Annotated in this window: 15 protein-coding genes and 1 tRNA gene; 11 read left to right on the top strand and 5 right to left on the bottom strand. The window is 68.2% G+C overall.

Features of this window, described 5'->3' with window-relative positions:
* Nucleotides 1-31: 31 nt before the first annotated feature.
* Complete coding sequence (locus PMI01_RS15135) at nucleotides 32-1474, bottom strand: tyrosinase family protein (protein WP_007670404.1); 1443 nt, start codon at nucleotides 1472-1474, stop codon at nucleotides 32-34.
* 75 nt (nucleotides 1475-1549) lie between these two features.
* On the bottom strand, nucleotides 1550-1993 hold the full coding sequence (locus tag PMI01_RS15130) for a hypothetical protein (protein WP_007670402.1): 444 nt from the start codon (nucleotides 1991-1993) through the stop codon (nucleotides 1550-1552).
* Between the two features lie 180 nt (nucleotides 1994-2173).
* Between PMI01_RS15130 and PMI01_RS15125 the strand changes: the two genes are divergently transcribed.
* Both PMI01_RS15125 and PMI01_RS15120 read left to right on the top strand, forming a co-directional pair.
* Entirely contained in the window at nucleotides 2174-2593 is a 420-nt protein-coding gene (locus PMI01_RS15125; RefSeq protein ID WP_007670400.1) for a hypothetical protein, read from the top strand.
* Nucleotides 2594-2665: 72 nt separating this feature from the next.
* On the top strand, nucleotides 2666-3586 hold the full coding sequence (locus tag PMI01_RS15120) for a hypothetical protein (RefSeq protein ID WP_007670398.1): 921 nt from the start codon (nucleotides 2666-2668) through the stop codon (nucleotides 3584-3586).
* 48 nt (nucleotides 3587-3634) lie between these two features.
* Here the strand turns inward: PMI01_RS15120 and msrB are convergent, their stop codons facing one another.
* Entirely contained in the window at nucleotides 3635-4117 is a 483-nt protein-coding gene (gene msrB / locus PMI01_RS15115) for a peptide-methionine (R)-S-oxide reductase MsrB (RefSeq protein ID WP_007670395.1), read from the bottom strand.
* A gap of 134 nt (nucleotides 4118-4251) precedes the next feature.
* Between msrB and PMI01_RS15110 the strand changes: the two genes are divergently transcribed.
* The gene (locus PMI01_RS15110; RefSeq protein ID WP_007670392.1) at nucleotides 4252-4827 is read left to right on the top strand and encodes a DJ-1/PfpI family protein; all 576 of its coding nucleotides are present in this window, start codon (nucleotides 4252-4254) and stop codon (nucleotides 4825-4827) included.
* 59 nt (nucleotides 4828-4886) lie between these two features.
* Here PMI01_RS15110 and PMI01_RS15105 read toward each other — a convergent pair whose 3' ends face one another.
* Nucleotides 4887-5393, bottom strand: coding sequence for a GlcG/HbpS family heme-binding protein (locus PMI01_RS15105; protein ID WP_035036448.1), 507 nt, complete (start codon nucleotides 5391-5393; stop codon nucleotides 4887-4889).
* A 299-nt stretch (nucleotides 5394-5692) separates the two neighbouring features.
* Here PMI01_RS15105 and PMI01_RS15100 point away from each other — a divergent pair, with 299 nt between their 5' ends.
* The 3 genes from PMI01_RS15100 to PMI01_RS15090 all read left to right on the top strand — a co-directional run bounded on the left by PMI01_RS15100 (nucleotide 5693) and on the right by PMI01_RS15090 (nucleotide 8609).
* Nucleotides 5693-7690 (top strand): acetyl-CoA carboxylase biotin carboxylase subunit, encoded by a 1998-nt coding sequence (locus tag PMI01_RS15100; protein ID WP_007670384.1) that lies wholly within the window; start codon nucleotides 5693-5695, stop codon nucleotides 7688-7690.
* A 52-nt stretch (nucleotides 7691-7742) separates the two neighbouring features.
* A complete protein-coding gene (locus PMI01_RS15095; protein WP_035036433.1) occupies nucleotides 7743-8138 on the top strand; it encodes a DUF805 domain-containing protein in 396 nt (131 codons plus the stop codon).
* Between the two features lie 63 nt (nucleotides 8139-8201).
* The gene (locus PMI01_RS15090; RefSeq protein WP_007670379.1) at nucleotides 8202-8609 is read left to right on the top strand and encodes a DUF805 domain-containing protein; all 408 of its coding nucleotides are present in this window, start codon (nucleotides 8202-8204) and stop codon (nucleotides 8607-8609) included.
* Here PMI01_RS15090 and lipB read toward each other — a convergent pair.
* Nucleotides 8606-9346, bottom strand: a complete 741-nt coding sequence (gene lipB / locus PMI01_RS15085) for a lipoyl(octanoyl) transferase LipB (protein ID WP_007670374.1) — start codon at nucleotides 9344-9346, stop codon at nucleotides 8606-8608. The genes PMI01_RS15090 and lipB overlap by 4 nt on opposite strands.
* Nucleotides 9347-9392: 46 nt before the next feature.
* Here lipB and PMI01_RS15080 point away from each other — a divergent pair, with 46 nt between their 5' ends.
* The 5 genes from PMI01_RS15080 to PMI01_RS15060 all read left to right on the top strand — a co-directional run bounded on the left by PMI01_RS15080 (nucleotide 9393) and on the right by PMI01_RS15060 (nucleotide 14100).
* Nucleotides 9393-9668 (top strand): FliM/FliN family flagellar motor switch protein, encoded by a 276-nt coding sequence (locus tag PMI01_RS15080; RefSeq protein ID WP_085954875.1) that lies wholly within the window; start codon nucleotides 9393-9395, stop codon nucleotides 9666-9668.
* Between the two features lie 97 nt (nucleotides 9669-9765).
* Nucleotides 9766-9850: transfer RNA gene (locus PMI01_RS15075), tRNA-Leu, on the top strand.
* A gap of 143 nt (nucleotides 9851-9993) precedes the next feature.
* Nucleotides 9994-11448: a magnesium transporter gene (mgtE, locus tag PMI01_RS15070; RefSeq protein WP_007670372.1), complete on the top strand. Its 1455-nt coding sequence runs from the start codon at nucleotides 9994-9996 to the stop codon at nucleotides 11446-11448.
* Between the two features lie 140 nt (nucleotides 11449-11588).
* Entirely contained in the window at nucleotides 11589-12866 is a 1278-nt protein-coding gene (gene spmX / locus PMI01_RS15065; protein WP_007670371.1) for a lysozyme-family localization factor SpmX, read from the top strand.
* A gap of 79 nt (nucleotides 12867-12945) precedes the next feature.
* The gene (locus PMI01_RS15060; protein WP_035036445.1) at nucleotides 12946-14100 is read left to right on the top strand and encodes an isovaleryl-CoA dehydrogenase; all 1155 of its coding nucleotides are present in this window, start codon (nucleotides 12946-12948) and stop codon (nucleotides 14098-14100) included.
* Nucleotides 14101-14163 lie beyond the last annotated feature (63 nt).

Genomic DNA, 14163 nt, shown 5'->3' with positions numbered 1-14163 from the left:
CTCGCGCCGTGAGGAACGCTTCCGCCTGGTCCTAACCCTGGATGACGCGGACCGAGCCGACCACCGGCTTGCTGTCGGTCGCGCCCTTTCCGACCGGTGTCAGGGTCACGATGGGTTCGCTGGTGAGGCCCCTGACCGCGTCGCCGATGTCGAAGCTGAAGAACTTGTCCGACGGCGCGTCGCCGCCCTGGTCCATGCCGGCGTGATCGGCATGTTCGCTGGCCACGGCGTCGAAGAAGTTCAGGAAGCCGACGGTCACCGGCCGGGCCTTTTCGTTGGCCTGGATCTCGACGCGGAACAGCACCTCGGGCTGAATCTGGGCCTGAAGCGCCGAGATCACCAGGCGCGGGCGCGCGGCGCCGGCCGTTTGAAGCAGCTTCAGATTGGCCTTGGGCACGTTCTCCCTGGGCGCCGAAAGCTTGATCGCCACCGGACCCAGCGGATCGATCGGGAAGGGGCGCTCCGCCAGGGCGATATGGGGCAGCTGCGCCAGCTTGAAGACCCGGTTGAGGCAGACGCCGATCTTCGGCCCGGGCTCGAAGAGGTCGTAGGTGTATTTCAGCGGCGCCAGCGCCTTGAAGTCGCCGACCTTGGCGATGATCTTCTGGCCGTTGGCGTCGGGGAAGATGAAGGTCTTGTTCAGCCAGCCGGCGTCGCTGGGGTTGCAGCCGCCGTTCTTGTTCCAGCTGCCCCACATGCGGTCGATGTTGGAGTGGTGCATCCAGAAGATCGGGTCGTAGGCGGCCCAGGCGACCGAGCCCATGCCGACGCCGTTGCCGGTCTGGACGTGCACCGTACCGTGCAGGTTGAAGTCGATGCCCATGCAGAAGCCCTGATCGCCGCTGGCGGGGCGGTAGCTCTTCTGCAGCAGGGACGAGGTGTTGAGCGGCGAGGGGACCACGCCCTGGTCGATCGGGGAGCCGGCGTTCGTCCAGCTGTTGCGGTTGGGCCGGTAGAGCGTGCCCAGGGTCGGCGAACCCGGTTGCCGGAACGCCGCGGGCAGGGCCCGCTGGGCGGGCTGGGTGTAGCGCCAGTAGGGCATGGCGAAGGTCGGGTCGTTCAAGGTCTTCTTGATGATCGACTCGATGAAGAACACGTACATCCGATGCCAGGGCAGGAAGTAGTCCTCGACCGTGCCGGGGCCGTGCGCCTGGCAGGTGCTCCAGGAATCCTGGGCCAGCTGCCGTTGCGGGCTGGGCGCCGGATAGACGCGGGCGAGCTCGGCGGCCTTGGTGCGGTCGCCGCGCACGGCGTGGATGTACCACTGGAACATCCAGCCGCGCGGGTCGCTCTCGGGCAGCGCTGTCAGGATCTTGACCGCCTTGGCGTACTTCTGGAGGTCGGCCTGGCCGCCCGGCGTGGACAGGTCGCGGCGGATGGAGACCCCCTGCGCCCAGGCCTGGCCCCCGAACCATTGGGCGAAGGGAATGGCCGCGCCACCGGCGATCATCAGGCGTCTTGATACCGAACCCATCGCATCTTCTCCCCGTTCGCTGACGATACCGTCATACGTGCTGGAAGAATTAATGCACTTAAAAGTAGCTCGCAATCAATGGGCGAAAACCTCGATGCGGCCGATCCCGGCCCCGGCGTCGGGGTTGGGCGTTCCCACCGGCGTGATCACGACGACGACCCGGCCGGCCTTCGCCGCGCGAGCCAGGGGCTCGGTGGCCTCGAAGCTGAATTCGGTCGGTCCCCCGGTGACGACATTGTAGAAGTTGACGTAGCCGAGCGCCGGACCCGGATCGCCCTCAAGGCTGACGCGGTAGAGCACGCCCGGCTGGGCGGCGGCGGTGAACTGGCCGAGCGCCAGGCGCAACCGGCTTCCGGACGCGGCCTTATCGCGCAGGGCGGGACTGAGCGGGAGTTCGAGGCGGACGGGGGCGGCGCCCAGCGCCACGGGACCGCCGCGCGCCAGCGCCGTCGGGGCGGCCGGCGCCGCCGCGCAGGCGGTGACGCCAATCATGCCGAGCAGCAGAAGGCGGACGTCCATGACGGTCTCCAATCCGCGCCCCCAAAATCCGTGCCCCCAAGGATCAGCATGAGCCTCGCGCGCCGCCCCGGCAAGCGTGGGGTCCGCCGTCCGCGCTGAAGCTTCTCAATGGGCCGTTAAGGCTGTTGGCGCAGAGTTTTCGCACGTCCGTCAACATGGCGGGCGTCATCGGAGTTCGTCATGTCTTCGACCGTGACATCGAGTTTTCGCCGTTCGAACGATCATTTCGAGCCGCAGGACACCGATCCGCAGACCCAGCGCCGTCTGCGCGGCCATCTGGAGCAGATCGACTATACGGCGTTCGCCTCCAACAGCACGGTCATCGCCCAGGTGGTCGGCAAGAGCGACTCCGGCAAGTTCCAGCGCCTGGCGGTCGCCGCCGCCCTGGCCCGGTCCCGCTGGGTGGCCGAGGCCGTGGCCATGACCGAGACCGCCTCGGCCATCACCCCGGAACAGACGGCGCGGCTGGCCGCCCTGCGCGGCGCCTACGAGGAACTGGCCGAGGTCTACGAGGCCATGCGGCGCATGGTCGAGCGCGGCTACCTGACCTACAGCGTGCCGATGGTCACTGAAGGCGGAAACCTCGTCACGCGAGAGTGATCAAAAAATACACTCAAGAGTGTATTTGTCGCGCTAACCTCCCGCCGCTCATCCCGAGCCGGAGGCTTTTCCATGTCGGCCTATCCCATCGCCATCTACGGCAACGGCCTGTTCCAGGACGGCTATCCCAATCCCCCCGTGCCCTACGCCACCCAGGTCCAGCAACTGAACGCGGGGATCACCACGGTGATCCTGTGGTCGATCCACATCCACGCCGGCGGCGACCTCTATCTGAACGACACCCTGTTCGTCAGCGGCGGCCAGATCCAGTACGCGACGGACAACAAGAGCGGCGTCAATCCCGACTTCCCGCAACTGATCTCGGCCCTGATGACCGGCGGCAGCGTGCGCGACCTGCTGGTCTCGGTGGGCGCCTGGGGCACCACCAGCGACTTCACCGCCTGGCTGGCCTCGCGCGACCAGGTGAAGGCCAATCTGGCGGTCCTGAAGTCGACCTTCGGCGTCACCGGCGTCGATTTCGACTATGAGGGCGACTACACCGCCCAGGACCAGGCGATGATCGTCACCCTGACCCAGGACGTCGGGTCGCTGGGGCTGTTCGCCACCTATTGTCCGTACACGGCGACCAGTTTCTGGACCGGCTGCCTGACCCGGGTCTACACGGAGGCCGGGACCCAGCTGGTGAAGTGGATGAACCTGCAGTGCTATGCGGGCGGCGGGGGCAATTCGCCGACCGAGTGGGCCCAGGCGGTGCAGGACACGCCCGGGACCGGCGTGGCCGACGCCTACGCCTTCATCGTTCCGGGCTACGGCGTGCTCGGGGCCGACGGCGGCGACCCGGCCTCGCTGGAGCAGACCTTCGCGGGCCTGGCCGGAACCGGGATCACCGGCGGCTTCCTGTGGAACAGCGGCGGCATCTGGTCGACCGAGGCGTCGGACGGTTCGGGCGCGCCCCAGCCGTCCGACTACGCCGCGGCGATCAACGCCGGCCTGGGCGTCGGGTCGACGGCCAAGGCGACGGTGGACGCCTGAACCCCTGTTTCCGCTCGTCCCGGCGTGGGTCGGGACGAGCGGCGTTTTCTAGGTCGCGACCTTGTCGCCGCGATGCAGCGGATCGGGCAGGGGATCGCCGGCCTTCACGAACTGCAGCGACACCGAATTGATGCAGTAGCGCAGCCGGGTCGGGGCCGGGCCGTCGGGGAACACGTGGCCCTGGTGGCTGTCGCAGCGGGCGCAGCGGCTCTCGATGCGCAGCATGCCGTAGGAGGTGTCGCGCACCTCCTTGACGTGGGCCTCGTCGAACGGGGCGTAGAAGCTGGGCCAGCCGGTGCCGCTCTCGAACTTGGTCCGGTGCTCGAACAGCGGCAGGCCGCATTCGCGACAGCAATAGACGCCGGGGCTTTTCTCGCCCAGCAGGCCGCCGCAGAACGGGGCCTCGGTGCCGTGGTGCAGCAGGACGCGGGCCTCCTCGGCCGTCAGGTCGGCCTCGAGGCGCAGGCGCTCGGGCTCGGTCGGCGGGGTCAGGTCGAAGCCCGTGGCGGAAAGGTTGGCGGTGTCGGTCATGGGCTACAATCTAGGATCTCGGGAGCGCGAACGATAGGGGTGGGCCTCGTGACAACATGCTGACAGATCTTGGCGCGGCGGAGCATAGAAGCGGCTCGTCGCGTTCATTTCCGAGTCGCTGAAAGGATTTTCCCATGACCGTCGCCGTCGCTTTCCTGCAACCGGGCTGGGCCGACTGGGAGGCCGGGCAGGTGCTGCCGGCCCTGCGTGGCTACTATGGCGTCCAGGTCGAGATCGCCACGCCGGACGGCGAGCCGCAGACCTCGATGGGCGGGGTGCTGGCGGCGGCCGACTACAAGTTTTCCGACCCGGTGCTGGCCGACGCCGACGTGCTGCTGCTGATCGGCTCGGACGCCTGGGTCGAATACCGGGATGAGGCGCTGTTCAGCCTGCTGCGCCAGGCCCAGGCCGACGGCAAGATCATCGGCGCGATCTGCGCCGGCACGGTCGCCGCCGCCCGGGCCGGCCTGCTGACCGGCAAGGCCCACACCTCGAACGGCGCGGACTGGCTGGCCAAGACCGCGCCCGACTATGCCGGGGCCGACGGCTATGTCGACACCGCCAAGGCGGTGACCGACGGCCGGCTCGTCACCGCCGCGGGCACGTCTCCGGTGACGTTCAGCGCCGCGATCTGCCGCCTGGTCGCCCCGGAAGCCGGCGCGGCGCACGACGAATACGTGGCGATGTTCGCCAAGGAGTTGGAAGGCTGACCCACCCTCATCCGTCATCCCCCGAACAAGTCGGGGGATGACGGACGTTTGGGGGAGCGTTACTTCACCGCCGCCGCGCCGGCCCGGGCGATCAGGCCGTCCTGGGCGCCGGAACCGCCCGAGGCTCCGATCGCCCCGGCGATCTTGCCGTCGATGATCAGCAGCTCGCCGCCCTCGATGGCCAGGGCGCCGGTGAAGATGGCGTTCAGCGTGCCGCCCTTCACCGCCTCCTGGAAATAGGAGGTCGGCCGGCGGAAATTGGCGCTGGTCTCGGCCTTGCGCCGGGCCACGTCATTGGAGCCGTACTGCGCCCCGTCCATCTTCTCGCTCATCACCAGGGCGCCGTTCGGCTCGACCACGGTGATCACCATCAGCCAGCCCTGCTTGCGAGCCTCGGCCTCGGCGGCCGCCACGACGGTCTTGGCCTCGGCCAGGGTCACGGCGCGGCCGTAGGGCGGAGCCTGCGGCGCGGCGGGCACGGCGGCGGGCGCGGTCTGGGCGAGGGCGGGGCTGGCGACGAGGGCGGCACCAAGGGCGATCAGGGCGAGCGTGGCTTTACGGGACATCGAGGGGTTCCTTTGGATCAGGCGGTCAGGACAGGGGCTGGGGGAAAGGATCGCCGAGCCGACGATCCGGCGGTCGAGGATCGAGGGGCGCGTGGGGTCGGAATCATTCATCGCCGCGCCGCCGCGCTCGCGCCAGGCAACCGGTCGGAGCCTTGTACCCTCACCCTACGTCACTCCCCCTCGGCCCTCTATGGAAACCGGTGTCATGAATAGTGTCACGCCGCGGCGCCGTTGCAAACCTCTGACGGCCTGCTAGTCCGTGTCCAACGAGACACGAGAAGCGCGTAGGGGATGGCCTGATGTTCAAGAAGCTGCTGATCGCCAATCGGGGCGAGATCGCGGTGCGGGTGATCAAGACCTGCCGCCGCCTGGGCATCAAGACGGTCGTGGTCTATTCCGACGCCGACGCCGACAGCCTGGCCGTCGAGATGGCCGACGAGACCGTGCACATCGGTCCGGCCCCGGCCAACCAGTCCTACCTGGTGGCCGACAAGATCATCGCCGCCTGCAAGCAGACCGGCGCGGAAGCGGTGCATCCGGGCTTCGGCTTCCTGTCCGAGAAGGCCGAATTCGCCCAGCGCTGCGCCGACGAGGGCATCGTGTTCATCGGCCCCAACCCGGGCGCGATCTCGGCGATGGGCGACAAGATCGAGAGCAAGAAGTTCGCCCAGAAGGCCGGCGTCTCCTGCGTGCCGGGCCACATCGGCGAGATCGACGACACCGCCCACGCCGTGACGATCGCCGAGCAGATCGGCTATCCGGTGATGATCAAGGCTTCGGCCGGCGGCGGCGGCAAGGGCATCCGCGTGGCCTGGAACCGCAAGGACGTCGAGGAAGGCTTCCCCGCCGTCCGCGCTGAGGCGGCCGGGGCGTTCGGCGACGACCGGATCTTCATCGAGAAGTTCATCGAGAGCCCGCGCCACATCGAGATCCAGGTGCTGGGCGACAAGCACGGCAACGTCGTCCACCTGTTCGAGCGCGAATGCTCGATCCAGCGCCGCAACCAGAAGGTCATCGAGGAGGCGCCGAGCCCGCTGCTCGACGCGGCGACCCGGGCGGCCATGGGCGCCCAGGCCGTCGCCCTGGCCCAGGCGGTCCACTACGACAGCGCCGGCACGGTCGAGTTCGTGGCCGGCCAGGACAAGAGCTTCTACTTCCTGGAGATGAACACCCGCCTGCAGGTCGAGCACCCGGTCACCGAACTGATCACCGGCCTGGACCTGGTCGAGCAGATGATCCGCAGCGCCTGGGGCGAGAAGCTGGCCTTCGAACAGAAGGACCTGAAGATCAACGGCTGGGCCATCGAGAGCCGGATCTACGCCGAGGACCCCTACCGCAAGTTCCTGCCCAGCATCGGCCGCCTGGTCCGTTACGCCCCTCCGGCGGAGGGACAGCATGAAGGCTACACCGTGCGCAACGACGCCGGGGTGCGCGAGGGCGACGAGATCTCGATGTACTACGACCCGATGATCTCCAAGCTCTGCACCTGGGCCCCGACCCGCCTGGCGGCGATCGACGGCATGGGCCGGGCCCTGGAGGACTTCCACATCGAGGGCCTGGGCCAGAACATCCCGTTCCTGGCCGCGGTGATGGACCAGGCGCGCTACCGCTCGGGCGTCATCTCGACCAACTACATCAAGGACGAGTTCGCCGACGGCTTCAAAGGCGTGGCGCCCACGCCTGAGCAGATTGACGTCATGACCGCCGTCGGCGCGGCCATGCAGCGGGTCTACGCCGCCCGGGCCCGCTCGACCCAGGCGGGGCTCACCAACCCGGTGCGCACCGAATGGATCGTCGCGGTCGGCCACGCCAAGCGGCGGGTCAAGCTGTCGGGCGAGGCCGAGCATCTGAGCGTCGAACTGCCGGGCGAAGGCCGCGTCATCGACCTGGAGACCCTCGACTGGCGTCCGGGCAGGCCGGTGTTCAAGGGCAAGCTCGACGGCAAGGCCTTCACCGTCCAGGTCACCCCGGCCCCCGAGGGCTTCGTGATCCGCCACCGGGCCGCCAAGGCCCTGGTGCTGGTCCTGACCCCGCGTTCGGCCGAACTGCACGACAAGCTGCCCGAGAAGCAGGCCGCCGACACCTCGCGCCTGGTGCTGTCGCCGATGCCGGGCCTGGTGGTGTCGATGGACGTGGTCCTGGGCCAGCAGGTCCGCGAAGGCGAGGTGGTCTGCGTGCTGGAAGCCATGAAGATGCAGAACATCATCCGGGCCGAGCGCGACGGGGTGGTCAAGGCCGTCAACGCCAAGGGCGGCGATCCGGTGGCCGCCGACGAGGTGCTGGTGGAGTTCGCCTAGGCGTGATCGTGTGCGCTGGGGTTGAGCGCATGGGGGCGATTCGATGACGTTGATGGACAAGGTGTTCGGCTTCGAGGGGCGGCTGCGCCGCCGGGACTATTGGCTGATCAACATCGGGCTCACCCTGGTCGTCGCTGTGATTACCCTGACGTCTTTCGCGATCTTCGGCGACGCTGAAAGGAACAACGGCCCTTCGACGATCCTCCAGTATCTGCTGTACATCCCTCAGCTCTGGATCGGTATCGCCCTGGCGCTCAAGCGCTGCCACGATCGCAACAGGGGCGGCGGCTGGGTGGCGTTCTTCTGGCTGGTGCCGATTGTCGGCTGGATCTGGGGCGCGGTCGAGTTGGGTTTCCTGGACGGCACGCAAGGTCCCAACAGCTATGGCAAGTCGCCCAAGGGCATCGGCGGCGACACCGACAACAAGCTGGCCGAGGTCTTCGCCTAGGCCTTTCGCCGGGACGCGGCGCGGCCTAGGTTTGGCGCATCGGAATCGCTGGGACCCGCCTGAATGAACGATCGCGGCGAATGGACGGATCTCTTCCTGTCGGCCTCGGGGCGGATCGCGCGCGGGCCGTTCCTGATCGCCTCGGCGGCGCTGCTGGGCTTCGCCGTGCTCTATGAAGCCATCGCCGGCATGACCATCCACCTGCTGACCGGCTGGCTGATCTATCCGCCGCTGCTGTTCTTCGCGACCTGCGTGCTGTCCAAGCGGCTGCACGACCGGGGACGCTCGGGCTGGTGGGCGGCCCTGATCCTGATCTCCCTGGTCGCCGTCTGGCCGACGCCCAAGCACTTCCTGGACTTCCTGTTCGCCGCCGTCGTGGTCTGGGCGATCATCGAGCTGGGCGCCATGCCGAGCGAGCAGGGGGCCAACCGCTACGGGCCCAACCCGCTGAAGCCGACGGTGTCGGTTTAGATTCCTTCTCCCGCAAGGGGAGAAGGGCAATCCTGCACCGGACCGAACACCCGCGTGAAGCTCGATCGCAGGGCCGCGTCGGCCTCGTCCATGGTCACCGGCAGGCCCAGGTCGACCAGGCTGGTGACGCCGTGCTCGGTCTGGCCGCAGGGCACGATGCCCGAGAAGTGCTCCAGCTCCGGTTCGACGTTCAGGCTGATCCCGTGGAAGCTGACCCACTTGCGCAGCTTGACGCCGAGGGCGGCGATCTTGTCGTCGCGCGACCAGCCGGGGCCCTTGCGCTCGACCCAGACGCCGACCCGGCCGTCGCGCATCTCGCCGGTGACGTTGAAGGCGGCCAGGGCGTCGATGATCCAGCCCTCCAGCGCCGCCACGAAGGCCCGCACGTCGCGGCCCCGCTGGGTCAGGTCCAGCATCACATAGGCCACCCGCTGGCCGGGGCCGTGATAGGTGAATTGCCCGCCGCGGCCGCTCTCGAACACCGGGAAGCGGCCGGGGGCGATCAGGTCGGCGGGCTTGGACGAGATTCCGGCGGTATAGAGCGGCGGATGCTCCAGCAGCCACACCAGCTCGCCCGCCGTTCCCTCGGCGATGGCGGCGGCGCGGGCCTCCATGGCGGCAACGGCTGCCGGGTAGGGCACGTACCCGGTCGAAACCGCCCAGCCGACGGGGGCGCCGTCCGAGCGACCCAGCAGCGGAAGCGCTTTATTTTCAAGGCTTAACGGGCGATCAAGCATGCGGCCTTAGTCTTGCAATGGGCATCGCGCGACCGACCATGGTCGCGTGCGCCTTCCAGGGACTTACTTCGTGAGCCAGGTCAACGCCGTCAATGTCGAGATCTCCGTTCTTCTGGGGCGCTCGATCCTGCCGATGCAGCAACTGCTGCGCATGGGCCGTGGCGCGGTGATCCCGCTGGACGCCAAGACCAATGACGAGGTCTGGATCCTGGCCAACAACCATCCGATCGCCCGCGGCGAAATCCAGATCAGCGACGACCGCATCGCCATCCAGGTGACCCGCGCCGCCGACGTCTACGACTACATGGCCGGCGGGGTCTGAGGCCTTCGCCGCGTCGGAACGACGCTTTGTGCGCCGTCAGCGAACTCCGCTCTTCCCAAAGCAGACTCAGTTTGCTACCTGCCGCGCCTCACCACGAGCGGTCGTGGCGGAATTGGTAGACGCGCAGCGTTGAGGTCGCTGTGGGGCAACCCGTGGAAGTTCGAGTCTTCTCGACCGCACCAGGTGAGACAACGGCATAGAGCGTGCCTGGCGAAATCGGTTTCCGACTCGTCAGGCGCGCTCTAACCATTTCAGGGGAAGGGTTTGACCCTTCGCAGCTTCAGGTCACGCGCAGGACGCACGTCTTAAGAGTCAGGAGGTCCCAATGTCCCGGGAAACAGCCGACCTGACCGACGCTGCGCGCCATAATCTGCTCATTCCCGAGCCGGAGACGGTCGAGGACCTCGAAGACCTCGCCCTCGGCGACGACTACGCCCTCAATCCCGAATATGTCGAGATGGTGATCGACGCGGCCGACCGCGGCGACACCGCGCGCCTGCGCGAGCTGGTCCATGCGCTGGACCCCGCCGACGTCGCCGACCTGATGGGCTTCCTGTCGGCCGGCTACCGCGAAGAGGTGATCCCGGTCCTCGACCCGGAATGGCTGGGCGAGATCATCGCCGAGCTGGACGACAACCTACGCGAGGAGGTGCTGGAGGCCACGCCTTCGCACACCCTGGCCAAGGCCCTGGAGGAGCTGGACTCCGACGACGCCGCCGACGTCATCGACGACCTGGACGAGGGCAAGCGCGCCCAGGTGCTGGCCGCCATGGACGAGGGCGACCGCGCGGCGATCGAGACCTCGCTGTCCTACGAGGACGAGACGGCCGGCCGCTTGATGCAGCGCGAGTTCCTGGCCGCGCCGCAGTTCTGGACCGTGGGCCAGACCATCGACCATGTGCGCGAGTCCGGCGACCACCTGCCGGAGCTGTTCTTCGACGTCTATGTGGTGGACCCGTCCTTCACCCCGGTCGGCGCCCTGCCGATCAGCCTGCTGCTGACCAGCAAGCTGGAGACCCCCCTGGCCGAGATCATGGAGGCCGTGACCGAGATCACCGTCGACATGGACCAGGAAGAGGTCGCCTACATCTTCGACAAGTACCACCTGATCAGCGCCCCGGTCGTCGAGGCCGGTGGGCGGCTGGTGGGCCAGATCACCGTCGACGACATCGTCGGGGTCATCCGCGAAGAGGCCGAGGAAGACATCCTGGCCCTGGCCGGGGTGAGCGACGCCGGCCGTGACGCCACGGTCGTCGACATCGTCCGCGCCCGCCTGCCGTGGCTGCTGCTGAACCTGGTCACCGCCACCATCGCCGTCAGCGGCGTGGCGGTCTTCCAGAACGAGATCGCCCAGCTGGTGGCCCTGGCCATCCTGATGCCGATCGTCTCGTCCCTGGGCGGCAACGCCGGCACCCAGACCCTGGCCGTGGCCGTGCGCGCCCTGGCCAGCAAGGAGCTGACCACGGCCAACGCCCGCCGGATCATCCTGCGCGAACTGTCGGTGGGCATCGTCAACGGCTGCACCCTGGCCCTGGTGATGGGCGGCGCGACCTATCTGTTCTTCGGTCCGGCCGACCACCACGGCAAGCTGGCGATCATCGTCGGCCTGGCCCTGATCACCAACATCTTCACCGCCGCGGTCGGCGGCATCCTGGCGCCGCTGGCCCTGGCCAAGATGGGACGAGACCCGGCGGTGTCGTCGTCGATCTTCGTGACCTTCCTGACCGACTTCACCGGCTTCTTCGCGGTGCTGCTGATCGCGGCGCTGTTGTTGCACTGAGGGTGTAGTAGGCGCTGCCATCCCGGAAACGGGATGACAAATTTGGGTGAGCGCCCAAGCGTTGGCCGCAAACGGCGCCCATCTTGCGCGGAGCACCTCGAACGCATCCGCGTCTGTCTCAAACTGGGTCATTCTTGGCGATGAAACCGCGTTATCAGGTCTCCCGCGCCGCCGTCGATCTCATCAAGAGATTCGAGGGTTACCGGATGAAAGCCGCGCAGCTCCCCGATGGGCGCTGGACGCTGGGCTATGGCCATACGCTGACGGCGCGGGCCGGGGCTTCCGTCTCGGAACAGGACGCTGAAGCTCTCCTGCTCTACGATCTGATCACCGTGGCCCATGCGGTCAACGAGAACGTCTACACGCCGCTGAACCAGAACCAGTTCGACGCCCTGGTCTGTTTCGCCTTCAACATCGGCACCGAGAACTTCGTCCGGTCGGGCGTGCTGCGCCGGCTGAACGAGGGTTCGCTGCTGCAGGCCGCCTGCGCCATGGAGATGTGGCGCAAGGCCGATTTCGAGGGCGAGCGGATCGTCATCGACGCCCTGGTGCGCCGCCGTTCGGCCGAAAAGACCCTGTTCCTGACGCCGGCCGACGGTGGCTGGGTGGCCGCGCCGAGTTCGGTGCTGCGTCCCAGGATCGACCATGACGCGGGCCATCTGATCCCCGCCCAGACGCCGGCGGCGATCACCACTTCCCTGTTGGGCGACAGGGCCATCGCCCTGCGCGAGGACGGCGACGCCGCGCCCCTGATCGAGAACCGGGGGCCGAGCGCCAGCGAGCAGGCCGCCGCCGCGGTCGGCGCGCGCCTGGAAGCCATCCTGCCCGACGAAGGCGTCGCGGCGATCCCGATCCCCCTGAGCGTCGCCGCGCCGGTCCAGGACCTGGTCCTGCCCGAGCCGCCCGTTCCCGCCGCCGCCGAACCGGCCCCGGCCGTCTATCAGGCGCCCCAGGCCCTGGTCGCCGTCGATCCCGTGACCGCGCCGTTCCAGCTGACGCCGGAAGAGCCGGTCGCCGAACCCTCGTTCGCGCCGCAACCGACCGTGGAAGCCCCGGCCGCCGCCGAGCCCAACCTGTTCGAGACGGCGCGTCCGGCTCCCGGCGGGTCGTTGTTCAATCTGGACGGCTTCTCGACCAGCGCCGCCGAGGTCGACCTCGAACTGCAGGAAGTGCCGTTCGCCGCGGCTCAGCCGCACGCCTTCGGCGGGGTCAGCCTGCTGGTCAGCCTGGGCCTGCTGGGCCTGGCGCTGTTCGGCGGCGGCATCCTGTGGAACCTCAGCGTCGGGGCCGGCGAGGGCCTGTCGCCGATCCGGATGTTCGGCTGGTCCGCCAGCGTCATCGGCATGATCTGCTTCGCCACCTCGGCCTATCTGCTGATGCGCCGGCTGGGCGACCCCGAGCCTCAGGTCGAAGACTAGAGTCTCCGATCCCGGGATCGAGAGCATGAACGCCCGCGGGTCTGCTTGATCCGCGGGCGTTTGTGCTATGCACATGCCCATGACGAACCAAACCGCACCCTCGATGGACTTCGCGCTGGGCGAGACGGCCGACGCGATCCGTGACACCACCGCCCGCTTCGCGGCCGACCAGATCGCGCCGATCGCGGCCAGGATCGACGAAACCAACCTCTTCCCGCGCGAGCTGTGGGTCCCGATGGGTGACCTGGGCCTGCACGGCATCACGGTCGAGGAGGAGTTCGGCGGCCTGGGCCTGGGCTATCTCGAGCACGTCATCGCCATGGAGGAGGTCTCCAGAGCCTCGGCCTCGGTGGGGCTCAGCTACGGCGCCCACTCCAATCTCTGCGTCAACCAGATCCGCCGCTGGGGCACGCCCGAGCAGAAGCGGCGCTACCTGCCCAAGCTGATCAGCGGCGAGCACGTCGGCTCCCTGGCCATGAGCGAGGCCGGCTCGGGCTCGGACGTGGTGTCGATGAAGCTGAAGGCCGAGTTGGTCGGTGACCGCTACGTGCTGAACGGCACGAAGTTCTGGATCACCAACGCCCCGCACGCCGACACCCTGGTGGTCTACGCCAAGACCGACGACAGCCGGATCACCGCCTTCCTCATCGAGAAGGGCATGAAGGGCTTCAGCGTCAGCAAGAAGCTCGACAAGATGGGCATGCGCGGGTCCGACACCGCCGAACTGGTGTTCGAGGACTGCGAGGTTCCCGAAGAGAACGTCATGGGCCCGGTGGGCGGCGGCGTCGGGGTGCTGATGAGCGGCCTGGACTACGAGCGCGCCGTGCTGTCGGCGGGGCCCCTGGGCATCATGCAGGCCTGCCTGGACGTGGTCCTGCCCTATGTCCGCGACCGCAAGCAGTTCGGCAAGGCGATCGGCTCGTTCCAGCTGATGCAGGGCAAGGTGGCCGACATGTACGTCGCCCTGAACTCGGCCCGGGCCTATGTCTACGCCGTGGCCCGCGCCTGCGACGCCGGCAAGACCACGCGGTTCGACGCGGCCGGGGCGATCCTGATGGCCTCGGAGAACGCCGTGAAGGTGTCGCTGGAGGCCGTCCAGGCCCTGGGCGGGGCCGGCTACACCAAGGAGTGGCCGGTCGAGCGCCTGGTCCGCGACGCCAAGCTCTACGACATCGGCGCCGGGACCAACGAGATTCGCCGGTTCCTGATCGGGCGCGAGCTGGTGGGGGCTTAGATCCTCCCCCTCTGGGGGAGGTGGCCCGGAGGGTCGGAGGGGGAGCGCCGCGCTGGCCCACTC

This window comes from Caulobacter sp. AP07, from assembly GCF_000281955.1.
Lineage (GTDB): Bacteria > Pseudomonadota > Alphaproteobacteria > Caulobacterales > Caulobacteraceae > Caulobacter.
The sequence above is the reverse complement of the archived record's forward strand: the minus strand, read 5'-3'. Positions and strand labels throughout refer to the sequence as shown.

Excerpts from the sequence above, each read along its gene's own strand:
- PMI01_RS15090 (WP_007670379.1), top strand. The coding sequence starts at position 8,202 with ATGAACGATCGCGGCGAATGGACGGATCTCTTCCTGTCGGCCTCGGGG.
- PMI01_RS15060 (WP_035036445.1), top strand. The coding sequence starts at position 12,946 with ATGACGAACCAAACCGCACCCTCGATGGACTTCGCGCTGGGCGAGACG.
- spmX (WP_007670371.1), top strand. The coding sequence starts at position 11,589 with ATGAAACCGCGTTATCAGGTCTCCCGCGCCGCCGTCGATCTCATCAAG.
- mgtE (WP_007670372.1), top strand. The coding sequence starts at position 9,994 with ATGTCCCGGGAAACAGCCGACCTGACCGACGCTGCGCGCCATAATCTG.
- lipB (WP_007670374.1), bottom strand. The coding sequence starts at position 9,346 with ATGCTTGATCGCCCGTTAAGCCTTGAAAATAAAGCGCTTCCGCTGCTG.
- PMI01_RS15135 (WP_007670404.1), bottom strand. The coding sequence starts at position 1,474 with ATGGGTTCGGTATCAAGACGCCTGATGATCGCCGGTGGCGCGGCCATT.
- PMI01_RS15120 (WP_007670398.1), top strand. The coding sequence starts at position 2,666 with ATGTCGGCCTATCCCATCGCCATCTACGGCAACGGCCTGTTCCAGGAC.
- PMI01_RS15125 (WP_007670400.1), top strand. The coding sequence starts at position 2,174 with ATGTCTTCGACCGTGACATCGAGTTTTCGCCGTTCGAACGATCATTTC.
- PMI01_RS15130 (WP_007670402.1), bottom strand. The coding sequence starts at position 1,993 with ATGGACGTCCGCCTTCTGCTGCTCGGCATGATTGGCGTCACCGCCTGC.
- PMI01_RS15105 (WP_035036448.1), bottom strand. The coding sequence starts at position 5,393 with ATGTCCCGTAAAGCCACGCTCGCCCTGATCGCCCTTGGTGCCGCCCTC.
- PMI01_RS15095 (WP_035036433.1), top strand. The coding sequence starts at position 7,743 with ATGGACAAGGTGTTCGGCTTCGAGGGGCGGCTGCGCCGCCGGGACTAT.
- PMI01_RS15100 (WP_007670384.1), top strand. The coding sequence starts at position 5,693 with ATGTTCAAGAAGCTGCTGATCGCCAATCGGGGCGAGATCGCGGTGCGG.
- PMI01_RS15110 (WP_007670392.1), top strand. The coding sequence starts at position 4,252 with ATGACCGTCGCCGTCGCTTTCCTGCAACCGGGCTGGGCCGACTGGGAG.
- msrB (WP_007670395.1), bottom strand. The coding sequence starts at position 4,117 with ATGACCGACACCGCCAACCTTTCCGCCACGGGCTTCGACCTGACCCCG.